The organism is Peptoniphilus sp. HMSC075B08 (assembly GCF_001815405.1).
GTDB classification, from domain to species: Bacteria; Bacillota; Clostridia; order Tissierellales; family Peptoniphilaceae; genus Peptoniphilus_A; species Peptoniphilus_A harei.
In genome coordinates, this window is sequence record NZ_KV820437.1 from 178,640 (window position 1) to 196,558 (window position 17,919).

Consider the following 17,919-nt stretch of genomic DNA (forward strand, 5'->3'; position numbering starts at 1 on the left):
CTTTAGTCCTCCTTATAAAATTCTTCATAAATTGCGCGAATTGCTTTTTCAAAATCTTGAGTTTCAACACCAATAATAATATTTATTTCGCTGGAACCCTGGCTAATCATCTTTATATTAACCCCTTCTCTTGCAAGGGCAGTAAAAGTCCTAGAAGACACGCCCTTTTCATTGATCATGCCACGACCAACAACGGCAATGAGGGAGATGTCTCTTTCCCAAGAAATGTTGTCTACGTTAAGGTAAATCTTTAGTTCTTCAAGAACCTTGTCAAGCTTTGGTGTGATATAGGAATCTGCCACTAGGACAGAAACAGAGTCAATACTTGAAGGCATGTGCTCAATGGAAATATCATTGGACTCAAAAACTGTAGTCAGCTTCCTGAAGAAGTCCTTCTCAGTATTCATATTTACCTTTTCAAGATTTATAACAGTGAAATCTTTTTTGCCCGAAATACCAGTTAAGATATTTTTGTTTTTTATGTCACACTTAGAAAGAATCAAAGTTCCTTCTTCGTGAGGGGCATTAGTATTTTTTATATTGATAGGAATATTTTTGTCCCTGAGTGGGAAGATGGCTTCTTCGTGTAAGACCTTGGCTCCCATGTAGGAAAGCTCCCTCAACTCCTTGTAAGTAATTGTCCCAATAGGAGAGGAGTCCTTGACGATTTTTGGGTCAGCAACCAAAAAGCCAGACACGTCAGTGAAGTTTTCATACATTTCTGCATCGAGGGCAGAGGCAATAATAGAACCTGTTACATCAGATCCACCACGAGAAAAAGTTTTGACCTTGCCTTCCTCGTTCTCACCATAAAAACCTGGGACAACAGCATTCTCATGTTTAGTGAGAATGTTTTTAATCTTATCTTCAGACTTAGGAAGGTCAACGACACCCTTTGTAAATACAATTAATTCCCTCGCATCCACAAAATCAAAGCCAAGATAGGCTGCAAGAACCTGGGCACTGATAAACTCTCCACGGCTAATTACAAAGTCGTAGCTTGCTCCATTTGTAATCTCATCTTTGACCTCGGCAAGAATCTTATCAATGTCTATATCCAAAACAAGATCATCAACAATATTTTTAAAAACATTCTCGATGATCTTGTAAACTTCATTAAAATTCAATTCGTGCGCACTTAGCTCATGGCACATTGCTAGAAGGTCAGTGACCTTGTGGTTATTGTTAACTCCTTTTCCAGGCGCAGAAACTACGATGTACTTTCTCGCGTCATCTTCCAGAATAATATCCTTAACTTTTTTCAGCTGGCGAGCATCAGCAAGTGAACTGCCACCAAATTTTGCGACTTTCATCTCTTTCTCCTTTGTAGTAAATGTAAATAAGTAAAAAACTTTTAACAAAATGAAAAATTTTTGATTTGTAAATTAATTGTTATTTCAAATAATTTTATGAATTAGAAATCAATTCTTAAGTTAAATAAATTTGTTAATTAGAAAATAATTCTTAAGTCAAATAAATTTGTTAATTAGAAAATAATTCTTAAGTCAAATAAATTTGTGAATTGAAATTCAATTCTTAAGTCAAAAAAATTTGTTAATTAGAAATTAATTCTTAATTCAAAGAAATTTGTGAATTAAAACTCAACTCATAACTAATCAAAAAACCATACATATATAAGTAAAATGTTAAAAGTAATTTTTTCGATTATACAATTATTTAGCCCAGTTGTCAATTGAAAGAGACTTATAAAAAGAGAGGAAGAAAGAAATCTTGAAAAATAAAAAACAGAAGTGACTACAAAAAAATTGAAAAATAAAAGAATTATAGAAGACAAAACTTAAAATTTAAAAAATAAAAAAGGCCGACTTTCATCGACCTATAATTTATAAAAAATTTTCAATTAAATTTTCAATTTCATTCTTATATTTTGAATCAAAAGTAAGCTTATAAGAATTATAAAAGACATGAAGACTAAGAATAACTTTATCATCGTTAGAAGAATCAATTTTGATATTTTTAACCTTATCAAAAGGAGCGAACTTAATAAGAGTCGTGGACCCCATAAAAATATTAAAACCATCACGCCTTATGCCAGGAGAAGAGATGATAGAAAAAAGCAAAACAATAGAAGAGAGGGCCAAGAGAAAGTCTAGTATCGACCTAGAAGAAAACCTATAAGTCATAAAGAGTACAAGAAGACCAAAGATAAAAACAACAAATGAAAACTTCTTCTCAAGCTTAACAAATACAATATTCTTCCTCTTGAGAGAGAAGTTGTAAAAAATATTTATCAAAAATAAAATGAGAATAAAAAATTTCAAAAATCACCTAGATTTATTATAGGATGAAAGGGAATAACTTGTAAAATAATTGATTTTTTAGAATGTAGAATATCTGATATAATTATTACTTGAATGAGTTCAATGTTTGAAATTTATTTTATTTTCTTTAAAGAGAGGGCATAGAATGAAAAAATTACCATATGATGATTCAAGTCCAAGAGATATATTAAGATATGCAAAAAATTTAATTGGGTTGAGATTTGTAGATGTTTTATCTAATAATATTGAAGATTCTAATGGAAGTTTTTTTGAGGAAGAAGTTGTTAGTTACAATAACCCAAGGAAAAAAGGATCGCTAGGAAACTTATTAGAAGAGCATTACTTTTTTTACAAACCAAACTCTAGTCCAGAGCCAGACTTTTATAAGGCTGGAGTAGAATTAAAGACAACTCCATATGAAAAGACTAAAAAGGGAATTAGGGCAGGAGAAAGACTTGTAATTTCTATGATTCCTAACTATGAGCCTATTGATTTGGAGTTCGAAGGTTCCCACCTAGAAAAGAAAATATGTAAAATATTAATGGTTTGGTATCACAGATTAAAGGGTCAACCAAGAATAGAAAATGAAATAGATTTTGTAAATTTGTATGAACTTTATAGTGACTTGTGCGAAAAAGATTTAGAAATCATTTTAGAAGACTATAAGACGATAGTTGAAAAAGTAGTTTCTGGTAATGCACACAAATTATCAGAAAGTGATACAAAGTATCTTGGAGCATGTACAAAAGGGACAACAGCTAAGAAAAGTTTACAGCCGCAATATTATAATCCAGATATTCCAGCTAAAAGAAGAGCTTTTTCTTTTAAGCAATCTTATATGACATATGTTTTAAATTCATATGTGAAGCCAGGATTAATGAGTTATGATTCTATTTTTGGTAAAGAGGATTTAAAAGAAGGAAATTTTGATTCACAAGTAATATCAAAAATTAATAAATACAAGGGATTTAGCGTAAAAGAACTTTGTACAATTTTTAATTTACCTACAGACAATACTTCAAAACAAATAAATAAAACTTTAGTTAATAGAATTTTAGGTGTTCACACAGAAAATTCTGAAGAATTTGAAAAGGCTAGCATTGTTATAAAAACAATTAGATTACAGAAAAATGGTAAACCAAAGGAAAGTATGTCTTTTCCAAAAGTTAATATAAAAGATTTTGTTCAACAAGACTTTGAGAGTTCTTATGAATATGAATTTTTTGAAACAACACGTTTTTTATTTGTAGTATTTAAAGAGAATAAAAATGGTGAATATGCTTTAGCAGGATCTAAGTTTTGGAATATGCCTATTGATGAGTTAGAAACAACTGGACAGAATGAATGGAATGCATATAAAGAAAAATTTATAAATGGTGTAAAATTTTCTTTAAGCAGGCAAAAAGATGGAAAACAAATTGTTAAAAATGACTTGCCTAAGAAAACAGATACAAAGATATTCCACATGAGGCCACACGCTAGTAAAAGCGCTTATGTAATAAATGGAAGAAGATATGGAAATGGAAAAGATAGCGACATGGATGAATTGCCTAATGGGGATAAGATGACTAGCCAATGTTTTTGGCTAAATAACGATTATATAGCAAAAATTGTTAGTGATATATAAGGAGAGATTAAGAATAGATGAAATTGACAGTAGCAGAACTGTTTGCAGGGGTTGGTGGTTTTAGGGTAGGACTAAATCATATTGACTCAATAGATGAAAATGGTTTGGCAATTGAAAAAGGAGATTGGGAATTTGTATGGGCAAATCAATTTGAACCATCTACAAAAATGCAGCCAGCTTTTGAGTGTTATGTTAAAAGATTTGGTGAAGAAAAAAACTCAAATGTAGATATAAACAAAGTTGACAAAAAAGAAATACCGGATCACTCCCTATTGGTTGGTGGTTTTCCATGTCAAGATTATTCAGTTGCTAGGTCTTTATCTAAAGAAATGGGAATTGAGGGTAAAAAGGGAGTTTTGTTTTGGGATATTAAAGATGTAATAGTTGAAAAAAAATCTCCATTTATATTGTTAGAAAACGTTGATAGACTTTTGAAATCCCCAGCATCTCAAAGGGGAAGAGACTTTGCTATAATGTTAAAAACTTTTAATGAATTAGGCTATGATGCTCAGTGGAGAGTTATAAATGCTGGGGACTATTCGATGCCACAAAAAAGAAGAAGAGTTTTTATTTTTGCTTATAAAAATAATTCACAATTTTCTCAATGGGTAAAAGAAGGAAGTTTAAACTTAAATGAAAAGAATATTTTCAATGATTTATTCCCAGTAGAAGAAATTAAAGAACATGAAACAATTAATTTAAATAATTATGAAGATATCCTAGATGTTTCAAATAATTTTAATAATGGAAAATTTTTAGAATCAGGTATAATGATTGATGGAGAAATCGAACATTCTAAAATTATTCCAATATCAGAAAGCAAATACACACTTTCAAGAGTTCTAGATGAAGCTAAAGGATATAATACCTCATTAGATGAATTTGTTGTAGAAGATGAAAAACTTGAAAAATGGAAGTATTTAAAAGGTTCTAAGAGAATCGAAAGAACTTCAGCAAATGGACATAAATATATTTATAGTGAAGGTTCCATGTCTTTCCCAGAAAATGTAGATGAACCTGCAAGAACAATGCTTACGAGTGAAGGGACAACGAATAGGTCGTCGCATATAATTTATGACAAAGATATTGAAAAATATAGAATTTTAACTCCAGTTGAGTGCGAATTAATTCAAATGTTTCCACCTAACTGGACAGATACAATGCCAAGAAGAAATAGATATTTTATGATGGGAAATGCCTTAGTTACTGGAATAATATCCAGACTTGAGCTAAGGTTAAAAGAAATAATTAGTAATGAGAAATAAATAAAAAAAGCAGAGTCTAAATTTTGGATAGACTCTGCTTTTTAAATTCATATAAATAGATAATTAAACTCTGATTAGAAATTTTCTCTTAAACAAAACTCTTCATTGATTTTTATAATTATCAAAACGAAAACTTTTAGTATTGTATAGTAATCTTGTTTATGATCAGAAACATCGTTGGTATTACTACCATGTAAATATCGATTTCTTATCGATAAACCATTGTCATATTTGCGATTATTAAGGACATAGTTCAAATAATTTTGTTCTGGTTTAGAAAAAAGCTTATTTTCTATAATAATTTTTTTATCATTAATTAAAGAGTTTAGAACTTTTTTATTTTTATAATAATTTAAACATAAAACTTCATTATAGTAAAAATCTTTCAATATTTTACATAAATCATTATTTAAGTTTAAATATCCATAAAAATCTTCATATATTATATTCTTGGATTTTAGGTACTTTAAAGTTTCTATCTGATAATTACTAAAGTCTAATATCTTTAATTTTTTGTGTTTTAATAATTGTTCAAAATTATCTTGCATTTTTTCAACTGAAGTATGATTAATAATTGATTGATCAGAGTACAGCAAATTAGATATACCAATAAGCTCTGAATCTAAAATATATCCATATTTACTTGACGAGAAACTGGGTAGATTATCCAAGGAAACAGAGTTTCGCGAAATTTCGATAAGTTCTCTATCTATTGAATTGTAATTAACATATAAATTGTATTGTTTTAATAAAGAGTCCATCTCAGAACATAAATTTCTAACTTTTTCTAGGTATGTGGAATTTTCCGAACATGGAGAAAATTTAAATCCATACACTTCAAATTCATCTTTTAGGTAATCTTCAAAAAACCATTTAAACAAAAATTCTATTTCTACATTGTATTTCTTTAACTCATTCTCATAAGCAATAATTTGTACGGAATGAAGAATTTCTTTTTGTGAGAAAGCAATTCCTTTTTCATAATACTTAATACCTTTTAAACCCGTAAATTTTTCTAGAGGTGAAAACTCACATTCTTTAGATGGAAAGTTGGACCTAAAAAACATATCTGTATAGTTGAATAGATAAATGAAATTATTTAATAAAGTTGGATTATCTAAATTATCCTTAATCCAATCACTACTATAAATAAACCTAGGTACTAAAGGATTATAAGAACGAACTTCAACAATATCAGTAGTGTTGCTAAATTCTACCTCTGCACCAAATTTAAAACCTGATTTTGAATTAAATACTTTATCTATATTCTCCTCATATTTTTTCTTAGCATTTAATCTCATTAAATCGTTTATTGGAAAATCTTTATTTGAACCCGAATTAAATATTATTTTTAGATAATTTGGATTATATGATTGAGAGTTTATATAGCCATTTACAATATCTATTTGTTGTTCTATTGTTAAAGACTTTGGTAAGAAATATTTTATAGGTTTGTCTTCTCTTTCAACAAGTCTGTATTCTATAAGTATTTCAGCAGTTGAATTCGAGAGTCGCATATAATTTGCAATCTCTTTATCAAAGTAATTCACAAGATTTTTGTGCTCTAAAAGATAGGATAAGTGAACTTTTTCATAGTTTAAAAAATTTTCAAACGTCTCGTTTGTTATGTTTTCAAAAATATTATATTTATCAAAGAGAGACCAAAAATCATCAATGTATTGATTGCTGATTTTTGAATATATCAATCTTAAATTCTCAGGTTTAATTTTAGAAAAATAGGAACTTATGAAAGGCATAAATTTTAAAGTAGAACGTTTTAATTCATCATAAGTAGCTTCACTCCAACTTTGAAGTTTTGAACCACTCTTAAAAATTAAATAAATATTGTAAAGTTCTAAAATAACGTTAATATCATCAATCTTTGAGCTGGTTGGATTATTTCTTATAATTTTCTCTGATTTATCTAAATAAAATCCTAAAGATAGGTCATTAATTCCATAGTATTTCACACCATCGTAATTTGATTTCAAAAAACTCACCTCAAAAATATTTCAAAAACAAATAAAAACTTATAATATTAAAACTTCAATTTGAATTAATTATAACTTATTTTTTAAATCTACTACAGAAATAAAGAATTATTATTCAACTAAAAAAGTTTTAGTACAAAAAAGACCCTAGTCGTAACTAAGGTCTTGTAAGTTTCTATTAACTTTTATTCCCACTCTTCTTTTCTAAACGTCCGATATATCCCAAACCATTCAAAATACTATATTCTATTTTTTACAATATCCATAAATCCACCTAATTATAGGGCATTTTTAGATTTTTAGTCCCGTCCCAGTCCCAGTACCGGAGAAACTCTTTTTGAGAATATAGTTGTGATTTTACAACTTTAAATTCATCATTACATAAATATTTAAAATTTACTAATTTTTAATTCATTAATATCAGCATTAGTATATCAAATAATTATTTAATTCATTTTCTCTTATATCTAAAGCATTTCTTTATTACACTCATCAATTATATATTGAGGTATGGTGTTATATTCTCTTGGATCTAATTGAAATAAATAGTCATTTTCTACGTGAAAAGTTTCATTTATAAATTTTCTTATAACATCATTATCATGGTTGTCATTAAATGCAATTCTATACAACTGCAATTTTTCATAATTACTTTCACTGTCTGCATATAAATTCTTTAATATAGTCTTATTTTGTGTTTTCTTTAACTCAACTTCATAATCGAAATCTGGTATTAATTTTTTTATTTCATCACTTGCTTTGCAAATCTCTTCATTTTTCATTTTCCTACACTGTTCTTTTCCCGAAGATGCATCGAAATATTTAAATATAGGTTCCTCTCTTTTATGGAAGAGATTTGATATCAATTGATAAGAGAATGAATTTTTGTCTTGAATCTCTTCTAATCTTCTCATATATACAAGTTTATTTAAAATATCTATTTCAGATGATATGCTTGATTTAGCAATATCAACAAAAGATTTAATATCATTTTTACTAATATTTTTTTCTGATAACACACCATTATTTGTGGATAGAAATGCAGCTTTAGGTGCTGGATTAAATAGATGACTCATATTTTTAATCGAATCAATAACAGTATTAAATTCATGTGTCAATAAAAGAACAGTCCTATCCTTTAAACATTTTTTGCCCATAAATAGCATATTAATAATAGCAAATTTTTTATTCCCATCTAATGATGATATCGGATCATCTAATATTACCAAATCAGGATTTGTCCTCAATATATCATACATAAATAAAACTAAAGCGAATGCATTTTTTTCGCCATAACTTAAATGATTATTCACTGAATTAACATTACTCGTGTTATCTATATGCTTTAAAACTAAGTGATAGTTGTTGACATCATCATATTCAATTGAAACTCTATACTTATATCCTGCATAATATAAAAAATCATTTATTTCAGAACTATATTCTTCAATTGTCTCTTTGATATGCTTCTTTTGTTTATTTATTTCACCTTGTAACTGTCCTGCTTTTAGTAAAACTTCATCTAAACTAGAATTTATCACTCTAACTTTTTCCATAGTCAACTCAGAGTTTAGGTGTGAGTAATAGGATAAATCAATCTTATATTTATTCAATTCATCAGCAATTTTCTCTGAATATTTTAACGAGTGGAAGCCTATGTTTTTTAATCCATTCAATCGAGTCAATAATACTTCAATCTGTTTTTTAATTTCTGTCAAATAGTTTATTTGTTCTTCAGATATGTTTGTAGCATTTTTAGTGATTTCTTTTATTTTTTTTTCTGTTTCTATACTAAAATATGGATTTAAAAGCTCAAAGACTTCCAACATCTTATTTAAATGTTCAACAGATTTTGTATCGTATTCTTCACTAACTTTTAAAATTGTTTTTTTCCTAACTTCTTCTACTTCATTCGCACAATAAGGGCATATATTATCCATATCTAAATAACTTTTACCATCCATTTGCCATTTAAGCCATTTAACATTGTTCTCATGTTTTAAATAGCTAGAATATACTTCTAAACCTTTGGGGATATTTTCTATTTTATTTCCCTTTCCTATACCTTTAGCAATTGAGCCAGCTGCAGAATATCCTGATTTAGCTTTACCAAAACCAGAAATAAAGTTCTGAAATGAATTTATTAAATCATCTAATTCTGGATGTTCTTTAAAAGTTAGATTTATTTTTTTTAAAAGTTCTTTTATCTCTTTTGTATGATTTTCATATTGACTAGTTTTTATAAAAATTTCAAAACTATTTTTTATTAACTCATTTGGTTGAAAAATATAATCTGAAACATATTTTTCATTAAAAATCGCAACGCTATTAAGTGTTTCATTACAGGTAATTTTTGGTTCATGCTTGCTGTCTATATCATAATACTTAAATGGAAGTAATTCTTTCATTTTTGATTCATCGTCTGTTATAGTTGCTTCTATAGCTTTTGCAATAGTTGACTTACCTGTACCATTAATGGCATATTTAATATTAAGTCTTCCTTCAATTAGTTTTATATTTCCTTCATCTACATTGTTGCAATTCATTATTTTTATATCCATTTTAATACCTCAATAATACATTAAAAAGCAATATCAATTTAGTGTCAATTCATATTGCTTCTACTTAGAATTTTGGAAATTATTTGAACAAATCGCTCTTATAAATTTTATTTTATAAATATAATTTATTTATCCAATAACAATCCAAATGCCATCACGCTTTGATTCAATTCTTTCTATCATTTTCTTTTCTTGTAAAGATTTGAATGTCCTTTCGATAGTCCCCTTTGTTACACCTATTTTTTCTGAAAGTTCAATTGATGTTAAGCTTGGATTTTCTATCAAAAGTTCAATCACTTTCTTTTCAGTCTTATTCAAACCGACATTCAAACCGACATTTTTATTGTCTATCTGATCAACTACTTCTTGATTAAAAGGAATAGTACATCTAATATAGTTGCTTTCAATTTCAAAAACATCTTTACAATATTTTTCTATAATCGTAGGAATCCCAAGTCCGGTGTGTTTAGTTAGTCCCATATTTAGAAATATCCTCATCAATATTGCGTTTCTACGCTTACTTATTCCATCAAAAAATTGCTCTTTTGTCATTCCATCAGGAAGACCACCATGCGATAATATGTCAAGTCTATGATTAAACATTGAAATCTGTGGCTCAGTGATTGTCCAATCGTTATGAACTAAAGCATTTAAAATTGCCTCATTAACACATTTAGAATCAAATAAATATGTATCTTCTCTGGGTCTTACTGTCGTATCAGAAATACATATATTCTCAGCCTGCAATCTGTTTTCTATTTTTCCACAAGTCGTTAATATGCATCCATACCCATAATCGCTTCTTTAAGATATAGAAGCTTTATTCTGTCCTTGGAATTTCACAAAAATAAAGGGAATATTATTTTTATCAAATAATAGTTCTGCCAGTAAATTATATTCTCCGGCTTCATTTCTTAAATTCAAATTAGTTTCAAAAGATTTATCGTCCAAATGATAATTTTTTTCCGAATAATATATCTTAAGTTCCCTAAACGATAAATCAGATGAATTTGATTTTTTCTTAAGCATGTATTCATTATCTATAAATTTTTTCTCATATCGAATTTTTATCTGCTCTGGTGTCATCTCTTTACAGGTTGTTCCGATTCGTATTGTGCATCCTGTGGAAGAAAATCCATATTTCTTTTGACAATAAATATGATAATGTCCTTTATTTAAATGAATTACTATTAAAGTTTTCCCTTCATCAAATTTAAGCTCTGAACTGATTTAATCTTGTGGGTTCAGTTCTAGTTGAGTTGTTATAATATCAGATATTTTTCTAAGAACTTCATCAACTTTTTCTACACCGACAACAACACCATTATCTTTTACTCCGATAATAATTGATCCTCCTACACTATTAAGGAAAGATACTATTTCCTTTGTAATTGTATCTGTGTATTTTTCTTTTAATTCCATTGTTTCTGACTCTATATATAGGTTCATTGCAGTCCTCCTCTAACATAATTATCATATCATATTGGCGACAGTACGAGAATTCAAACCGACATTTTATTGTCGCGTTTAATTGTACAACCTATCAAATAAAAAAGACCATAACACTTAAGTTATGATCTAATTTTTTGTCCAAATGCAAACCACTTGGAACTATTATTTAGTTTATTCTTTTTAGCTTCCAGTACAATTTGAGTACCAGTAGCCATTTTTCATTCTCTTTATAGCTTGTAATGAAGACATTTTAGAAAATTTTGCGATTATTCCCATTCAATAGTTGCTGGGGGTTTTGATGTTATATCATATACTATCCTATTTATGTGGTCTACTTCGTTTACTATTCTATTTGACACCTTATCCAAGATTTCCCAAGGGATTCTTGTGAAGTCAGCTGTCATAAAGTCTGTTGTTGATACTGCACGAAGGGCTAGGGTATAGTCGTAAGTTCTAAAGTCGCCCATTACTCCTACTGTCCTGTTGTTTGTTAGGACTGCGAAGTATTGGTTGATGTCTTCTAGTTTTGCTTTTTCTAATTCGTCTCTAAAGATTTTGTCTGCGTCACGAAGTATGTCTAGTTTTTCTTTTGTGATTTCTCCCATGACTCTTATGGCAAGTCCTGGTCCAGGGAAGGGTTGTCTGTCTACTAGGTAGTCTGCAAGTCCTAATTCTCTTCCAAGGTCACGTACTTCGTCTTTAAACAGCATGCGGAGTGGCTCAATGATTTCTTTGAAGTCTACGAAGTCTGGAAGTCCGCCAACGTTGTGGTGAGACTTTATTACTGCTGAGTCGCCTAGTCCTGATTCGATTACGTCTGGGTAAATTGTTCCTTGTGCTAGGAAGTCTACTGCCTTTATTTTTTGTCCTTCTTCTTCAAAGACTCTTATGAATTCTTCGCCAATGATTTTTCTTTTTCTTTCTGGGTCTGTTACGCCAGATAGTTTATCTAAAAATCTTTTTTCTGCGTCTACTCTTATGAAGTGCATGCCTGAGTCTTTAAAGGCTTCTTCTACTTCGTCGCCTTCGTCTTTTCTCATTAGGCCGTGGTCAACGAAAATGCATGTTAGATTTTCGCCAACTGCTTTTGATAGTAGGGCTGCTGTTACTGATGAATCAACTCCACCTGATAGGGCAAGGAGGACTTTTCCGTCGCCAACTTTTTCTTTTATTTCTTGGATGGATTTTTTTGCATAGTTTTCCATTGTCCAATCTTTTTTTGCTCCACAGATTTCTACTGCAAAGTTTTCTAACATTTTTTTGCCGTGAACTGAATGGTTTACTTCTGGATGGAATTGTAGTGCGTAAAGTTTTCTATCTACATTTGCCATGCCTGCTACTGGACAGTTTTCGCTCTTTGCTATTATTTCAAAGCCTTCCGGCACTTCTTTTACTCTATCAACATGACTCATCCAAACCGTTTCTTCTTTTGCTAGGTCTTTAAAGATTGGTGATTCTTTTGTTTCGATTTCTGTTTTTCCAAATTCTCTTTCTTTTGGAGCTTTTATAACTTCTCCACCAAGTGTGTGGGCCATGATTTGCATTCCATAGCAAAGTCCAAGGATTGGAATGTTTTTGTCGAAGATTTCTTTTTCTATTTGTGGTGCTCCTTCTTCATAGACTGAGTTAGGTCCACCTGTAAAAATTATTCCTTCAACGTTTTTTCTATTTTCTAATTCTTTTAAGGCCTTGTTGTAGGGTACAACTTCGCAGTAAATGTTAAGATCTCTTATTCGTCTTGCTATTAACTGATTGTATTGGCCGCCAAAGTCAACTACTAGTATCATATTAACCTCCTCATCATTTAGTACATTTTATAATAAAATTTTAATTTTGTATAGTTTCACATCTAGAGAACTTATTTAAATTAAGTAATTAGCCTATTTATATTGACATTAAATATTAGTAACAATATAATTTATAGAGATGTGTTGAACGGGATTTTTATTGTAAAATATGCCATTTAATGATAGAATAATACGTCAGGTAAAAGGAGTGGTAAAATGGGTTTAATGGAAAAGATTTTTGGTACCTACAGCGATAGGGAACTTAAAAAAATCGAGCCCCTTGTAAATAAAGTTATGAGTCTCGAAGGTGAGATGGAAAAGCTTTCAGACAACGAGCTTAAAAATAAAACTGAAGAATTTAAAAATAGAATTAAGAATGGTGAAACAACTGATGACCTACTTCCAGAAGCTTTTGCTGTTGTAAGAGAAGCTGCTTGGAGAGTTCTTGGCATGAAGCACTTTAGGGTCCAAGTTATTGGTGGTATTGTTCTTCACCAAGGTAGAATTGCAGAAATGAGAACTGGTGAAGGTAAGACACTTGTTGCTACACTTCCAGCTTACTTAAATGCCCTTGAAGGCAAGGGAACTCACGTTGTTACTGTCAACGACTACTTGGCTAGCCGTGATAGGGACTGGATGGGTAAGGTTTATGAATTCCTAGGTCTTAGCGTTGGATGTATTATCCACGACATGGACCAAGAGGACAGGAAGGCTGCCTATAATTCTGATATCACTTATGGTACTAACAACGAATTTGGTTTTGACTACCTAAGAGATAACATGGTTATATATAAGGAAGAAATGGTTCAGAGAGGACTTCACTATTGTATCGTCGACGAAGTTGACTCAATTTTAATTGACGAAGCGAGAACACCTCTTATTATTTCTGGTCAAGGTGATGAATCTGTTGACTTATATGTTAGGGCAAGAGATTTTGTAAACACTCTTAGCCACAGAATCAAGTCTCAAGATGAAATTGATCTTGAAAGATTTAACAGGGAATTCGAAGAAGAAACTGTAGACTATGTAATAGATGAAAAAGATAAGACTGCAACTCTTACTGACAAGGGTATTGCTAAGGCCGAAAAATATTTTGGCATTGAAAACTTATCTGATGCAGAAAACATGGAATTATCTCACCACATCAACCAAGCCCTTAAGGCAGCAGGTACAATGCACAGGGATATTGACTATGTTGTAAAAGATGGCGAAGTAATAATTGTTGACGAATTTACTGGCCGTCTAATGTATGGTAGAAGGTACTCTGAAGGTCTTCACCAAGCTATTGAAGCAAAAGAAGGTCTAGAAGTAAGAGCTGAATCAAAGACTCTTGCAACAATTACCTTCCAAAACTACTTTAGGATGTATGACAAGCTTGCTGGTATGACAGGTACTGCTATGACAGAAGAAGGCGAGTTTAGAGATATTTATAACATTGACGTTGTTGAAATCCCAACAAACAAACCAATTCAAAGGGAAGACGATAATGACCACATCTATATAAATGAGGATGCAAAATTCAAGGCAGTTACAAGAGAAATTGCTGAAGCAAATAAAAAAGGTCAACCAGTCCTAGTTGGTACTGTTTCAATTGACAAGTCTGAAGCACTTTCTAAATATTTAAAACGTGCTGGCATTAAGCACAATGTCTTAAACGCCAAAAATCACGAACAAGAGTCTGAAATAGTTGCCCAAGCAGGTCGTTTCGGTCAAGTTACTATTGCCACAAACATGGCTGGTCGTGGTACCGACATTGTACTTGGTGGTAACCCAGAATATCTTGCAAAGAAGGAACTTAAAAAACAAGGTATGGAAGATGAAATGCTAGAATATGCAGACTCATACTTCAAGACTGACGACCCAGAAATCTTAAAGGCAAGAGAAGATTATCAAGCTCTTGTTAAAAAATTCAAGGTTGAAACAGACAAGGAAGCTGAAGAAGTTAAAAAGGTTGGTGGACTTAGAATTATTGGTACAGAAAGACACGAGTCAAGACGTATTGATAACCAATTACGTGGTCGTTCAGGACGTCAAGGAGACCCAGGTTCTTCAAGATTCTACATTTCAGCAGATGACGATTTAATTAGACTATTTGCTGGAGACAGATTCAAAGACACAATGGTTAAGCTTGATCCAGAAGAAGACGAACCAATCGAACACAAAATTCTTACAAGACTAATTGAGTCAGCTCAAAGAAAAGTAGAAGGTAACAACTTTAGTATTCGTAAGAACGTCCTAAAATATGATGACGTTATGAACAAGCAAAGAGAAGTTATCTATGCAGAAAGAAGAAGAGTGCTTGAAGGTGAAAACCTAAGAGACGACATCATTGCAATGAGAAATGATGTAATAGATAAGACTATTGACTTCTACAACAAGCTAGATGACAACAATAAAAACTATCTTGACTTTGAATCAATAAGAAACTTTGGAGTATCTACCTTTGATTTTGAAGAAGACTTCTTAAAGAAGCTTGAAAATCCTACAGTAGATTCACTAAAGGCTTATATAAAAGAACTTGCTGATGCAAAATATATTGAAAAAGAAGAAGACTTCGGCGAAGAAAAATTCAGAGAAATTGAAAGAGTTGCCCTTCTTCAAAATGTTGACCAAAAGTGGATGGACCACATCGATGCAATGGATCAACTAAGAAAGGGAATTGGACTTCGTGCAGTTGGTCAAACTGACCCAGTAAGAGCCTACGCAGAAGAAGGCTTTGACATGTTCGAAGCAATGAACGAATCAATTAAAGAAGACACAGTTAAAATGCTTTACCACGTAGTTAACCCTGAAAGAGTACAAAGGGTTAGGGTGGCAAAGGAAGTTGAAACTGTAAATCCAGATGACGGAAAGAAAAAACCCTACGTTAGAAAAAAAGAAAAAGTAGGAAGAAATGATCCATGTCCTTGCGGAAGTGGAAAAAAATATAAAAACTGTCACGGAAAATATGAATAAGATATAATAGAGAAACTCTGGTAGAGATGCCAGAGTTTTTTTATCTTTATTTTTAATCTTAAAGTTTCTTCTATTTGATTTATGTTTAATAAGTTGTAAATAGTTGAAAAATTTTTATAAAGTGAGAAGAGATTAAGAATTTATTCTTAAGAGAAGTGGAAAATTTAAATAAAAAAATTAAAAATGTTATCACAAAAATTTTAATTTACTCATAACTTCACTACGTTATCATATTGACAAAAACTTCTAAAAATAGTAAAATGTTTTCACAAAGATATATTAACTGCTTCATTTTGCATGAGCTATTACAGTAGATCAAAAAGCTTTATGAGACCCAGTAAATAAACTAGTTTTATTTTGCTGGGCTTTTTTATATTGTTTTTTAGTTTTGTCATTTGAAGTGAAAAGTAAGGAGGTAAAAATGAAAATTACAGACGTAAAATTAGGAATCTTATCTGTCCCTTTGAGGGTTCCCTTTAAGACAGCCCTAAGATCAGTTGACAGCGTAGAAGACATCATTGTTGAAATTCACACCGACACAGGACACATTGGTTATGGTGAAGCACCACCAACAGGAGCAGTAACAGGTGAGACACAATATTCAATCATAGGAGCCTTCAAAGACCATATAATAAAAACAATTGTGGGTAGGGACGTAGACGATTTTGAAAACTTAATGATGGCGTTAAACTCTTGCATAGTAAAAAATACAAGTGCAAAAGCAGCCTGCGACATGGCCCTTTGGGACCTATATGGACAGCTACATAAAATTCCTGTTCACAAACTAATGGGAGGTTCAAGAAAGAAAATAACTACAGACATAACAATATCTGTAAATGATCCAGAAGAAATGGCAAGAGACGCCATAGATGCAGTAAAAAGAAAATACGACACCCTAAAGGTAAAAGTAGGAATAGATCCTAGCCTTGACGTAGAAAGACTTGATGCCATAAGAAAGGCAGTGGGCCCAGACGTAAGAATTAGAATTGATGCCAACCAAGCTTGGTCACCAAAAGAAGCAGTGAGAATACTAGACTCAATGCAAGAAAAACTCTTGGACATAGAATTAGTAGAACAACCAGTAAAGGCACACGACTATGAAGGTCTAAAATATGTCACAGACCATTCAATAGTTCCAGTCCTAGCAGATGAAAGTGTATTCTCAGCAGAAGATGCCATGAAAATCCTAAATATGAAGGCAGCAGACCTAATAAACATAAAATTAATGAAGTGCGGAGGACTTTACAATGCTCTTAAGATAACAAGCATGGCAGAACTTTGTGGAGTAGAATGCATGATAGGATGCATGTTAGAAGCAAAAATCTCAGTAAACGCAGCAGTTCACCTAGCATGTGCAAAGCAAATCATCACAAAGATTGACCTAGATGGACCAGTACTTTGTTCCGAAGATCCAATAGAAGGTGGAGCAATCTTCAATGAAAAAGAAGTAACTGTGACAGACGATTACGGACTAGGAATCAAATCAGTTAAGGGAATAAAATACCTAGACATATAAAAGCTTGAAATCATAAAAACTAAACTTAATAAAATAAAATATTAAAAATCAAAAAATATAAAAAAGAAAGGAGTAAATTATGGTTATCACAAATGGATTTACTTATATAGCATTTTTAATGTTTGTAGCAGGAGCCCTTCTTGCCCTAGAAAAATACACAAAATGGAAAGTATTTAACGTTGTACCACCACTTGTATTTATATATGTATTAAACATGGTTTTCTGTACCATGGGACTATATGACTCAGAAGCATGTTCAAATACATATTCAGCCCTAAAGAACAACCTACTATATGCAATGATTTTTGTAATGTTACTGCGTTGTGACTTTAAAAAACTTGCAAAATTAGGTGGAAGAATGGTAGCAATTTTCTTAGGATGTTCAGCAACACTATTTGTAGGTTTCTTAATAGGATATCCAATATTTAAACATACCCTAGGTACAGACACATGGGCAGCAGTAGCAGCCTTATTCGCATCATG

The 17,919-nt window shown here is 31.0% G+C and carries 13 protein-coding genes; 5 read left to right on the plus strand and 8 right to left on the minus strand.

The window, feature by feature from the left end; genetic code table 11:
* Window positions 1-2: 2 nt before the first annotated feature.
* Together HMPREF3023_RS02940 and HMPREF3023_RS02945 are read right to left on the minus strand one after the other, a co-directional pair.
* Complete coding sequence (locus HMPREF3023_RS02940; protein WP_070700481.1) at window positions 3-1,313, minus strand: aspartate kinase; 1,311 nt, start codon at window positions 1,311-1,313, stop codon at window positions 3-5.
* 531 nt (window positions 1,314-1,844) lie between these two features.
* On the minus strand, window positions 1,845-2,282 hold the full coding sequence (locus tag HMPREF3023_RS02945) for a hypothetical protein (protein WP_070700484.1): 438 nt from the start codon (window positions 2,280-2,282) through the stop codon (window positions 1,845-1,847).
* Window positions 2,283-2,427: 145 nt separating this feature from the next.
* On the opposite strand from HMPREF3023_RS02945, the gene HMPREF3023_RS02950 reads away from it, so the two are divergent.
* Both HMPREF3023_RS02950 and dcm read left to right on the plus strand, forming a co-directional pair.
* On the plus strand, window positions 2,428-3,909 hold the full coding sequence (locus tag HMPREF3023_RS02950) for a Sau3AI family type II restriction endonuclease (RefSeq protein ID WP_070700487.1): 1,482 nt from the start codon (window positions 2,428-2,430) through the stop codon (window positions 3,907-3,909).
* Window positions 3,910-3,926: 17 nt separating this feature from the next.
* Window positions 3,927-5,174 (plus strand): DNA (cytosine-5-)-methyltransferase, encoded by a 1,248-nt coding sequence (gene dcm / locus HMPREF3023_RS02955; RefSeq protein ID WP_070700490.1) that lies wholly within the window; start codon window positions 3,927-3,929, stop codon window positions 5,172-5,174.
* Between the two features lie 74 nt (window positions 5,175-5,248).
* Here dcm and HMPREF3023_RS02960 read toward each other — a convergent pair whose 3' ends face one another.
* The 6 genes from HMPREF3023_RS02960 to guaA form a co-directional block, all read right to left on the minus strand.
* On the minus strand, window positions 5,249-7,165 hold the full coding sequence (locus tag HMPREF3023_RS02960) for a hypothetical protein (protein WP_070700492.1): 1,917 nt from the start codon (window positions 7,163-7,165) through the stop codon (window positions 5,249-5,251).
* Window positions 7,166-7,632: 467 nt separating this feature from the next.
* A complete protein-coding gene (locus HMPREF3023_RS02965) occupies window positions 7,633-9,726 on the minus strand; it encodes an AAA family ATPase (protein WP_083315497.1) in 2,094 nt (697 codons plus the stop codon).
* A gap of 129 nt (window positions 9,727-9,855) precedes the next feature.
* The gene (locus tag HMPREF3023_RS09620; RefSeq protein WP_246829173.1) at window positions 9,856-10,473 is read right to left on the minus strand and encodes an ATP-binding protein; all 618 of its coding nucleotides are present in this window, start codon (window positions 10,471-10,473) and stop codon (window positions 9,856-9,858) included.
* Between the two features lie 57 nt (window positions 10,474-10,530).
* Window positions 10,531-10,812, minus strand: a complete 282-nt coding sequence (locus tag HMPREF3023_RS09625) for a hypothetical protein (RefSeq protein WP_236587170.1) — start codon at window positions 10,810-10,812, stop codon at window positions 10,531-10,533.
* 144 nt (window positions 10,813-10,956) lie between these two features.
* Complete coding sequence (locus HMPREF3023_RS09630) at window positions 10,957-11,175, minus strand: AlbA family DNA-binding domain-containing protein (RefSeq protein ID WP_236587171.1); 219 nt, start codon at window positions 11,173-11,175, stop codon at window positions 10,957-10,959.
* 269 nt (window positions 11,176-11,444) lie between these two features.
* Entirely contained in the window at window positions 11,445-12,965 is a 1,521-nt protein-coding gene (gene guaA, locus HMPREF3023_RS02975; protein WP_070700498.1) for a glutamine-hydrolyzing GMP synthase, read from the minus strand.
* Between the two features lie 216 nt (window positions 12,966-13,181).
* Here guaA and secA point away from each other — a divergent pair, with 216 nt between their 5' ends.
* From secA to HMPREF3023_RS02990, 3 genes are all read left to right on the plus strand, one after another.
* Complete coding sequence (gene secA / locus HMPREF3023_RS02980; protein ID WP_070700501.1) at window positions 13,182-15,920, plus strand: preprotein translocase subunit SecA; 2,739 nt, start codon at window positions 13,182-13,184, stop codon at window positions 15,918-15,920.
* Window positions 15,921-16,341: 421 nt separating this feature from the next.
* Window positions 16,342-17,436, plus strand: a complete 1,095-nt coding sequence (locus HMPREF3023_RS02985; protein WP_070700503.1) for a dipeptide epimerase — start codon at window positions 16,342-16,344, stop codon at window positions 17,434-17,436.
* A 79-nt stretch (window positions 17,437-17,515) separates the two neighbouring features.
* A partial coding sequence (locus HMPREF3023_RS02990) for a DUF819 family protein (protein WP_144019623.1) occupies window positions 17,516-17,919 on the plus strand: 404 nt, incomplete at its 3' end.

What these genes read in the sequence shown, in the direction of transcription:
- HMPREF3023_RS02985 (WP_070700503.1), top strand. Translation starts at nt 16,342, where the DNA reads ATGAAAATTACAGACGTAAAATTAGGAATCTTATCTGTCCCTTTGAGG.
- HMPREF3023_RS09625 (WP_236587170.1), bottom strand. Translation starts at nt 10,812, where the DNA reads ATGACACCAGAGCAGATAAAAATTCGATATGAGAAAAAATTTATAGAT.
- dcm (WP_070700490.1), top strand. Translation starts at nt 3,927, where the DNA reads ATGAAATTGACAGTAGCAGAACTGTTTGCAGGGGTTGGTGGTTTTAGG.
- HMPREF3023_RS09630 (WP_236587171.1), bottom strand. Translation starts at nt 11,175, where the DNA reads ATGAACCTATATATAGAGTCAGAAACAATGGAATTAAAAGAAAAATAC.
- HMPREF3023_RS02940 (WP_070700481.1), bottom strand. Translation starts at nt 1,313, where the DNA reads ATGAAAGTCGCAAAATTTGGTGGCAGTTCACTTGCTGATGCTCGCCAG.
- secA (WP_070700501.1), top strand. Translation starts at nt 13,182, where the DNA reads ATGGGTTTAATGGAAAAGATTTTTGGTACCTACAGCGATAGGGAACTT.
- guaA (WP_070700498.1), bottom strand. Translation starts at nt 12,965, where the DNA reads ATGATACTAGTAGTTGACTTTGGCGGCCAATACAATCAGTTAATAGCA.
- HMPREF3023_RS02950 (WP_070700487.1), top strand. Translation starts at nt 2,428, where the DNA reads ATGAAAAAATTACCATATGATGATTCAAGTCCAAGAGATATATTAAGA.
- HMPREF3023_RS02965 (WP_083315497.1), bottom strand. Translation starts at nt 9,726, where the DNA reads ATGGATATAAAAATAATGAATTGCAACAATGTAGATGAAGGAAATATA.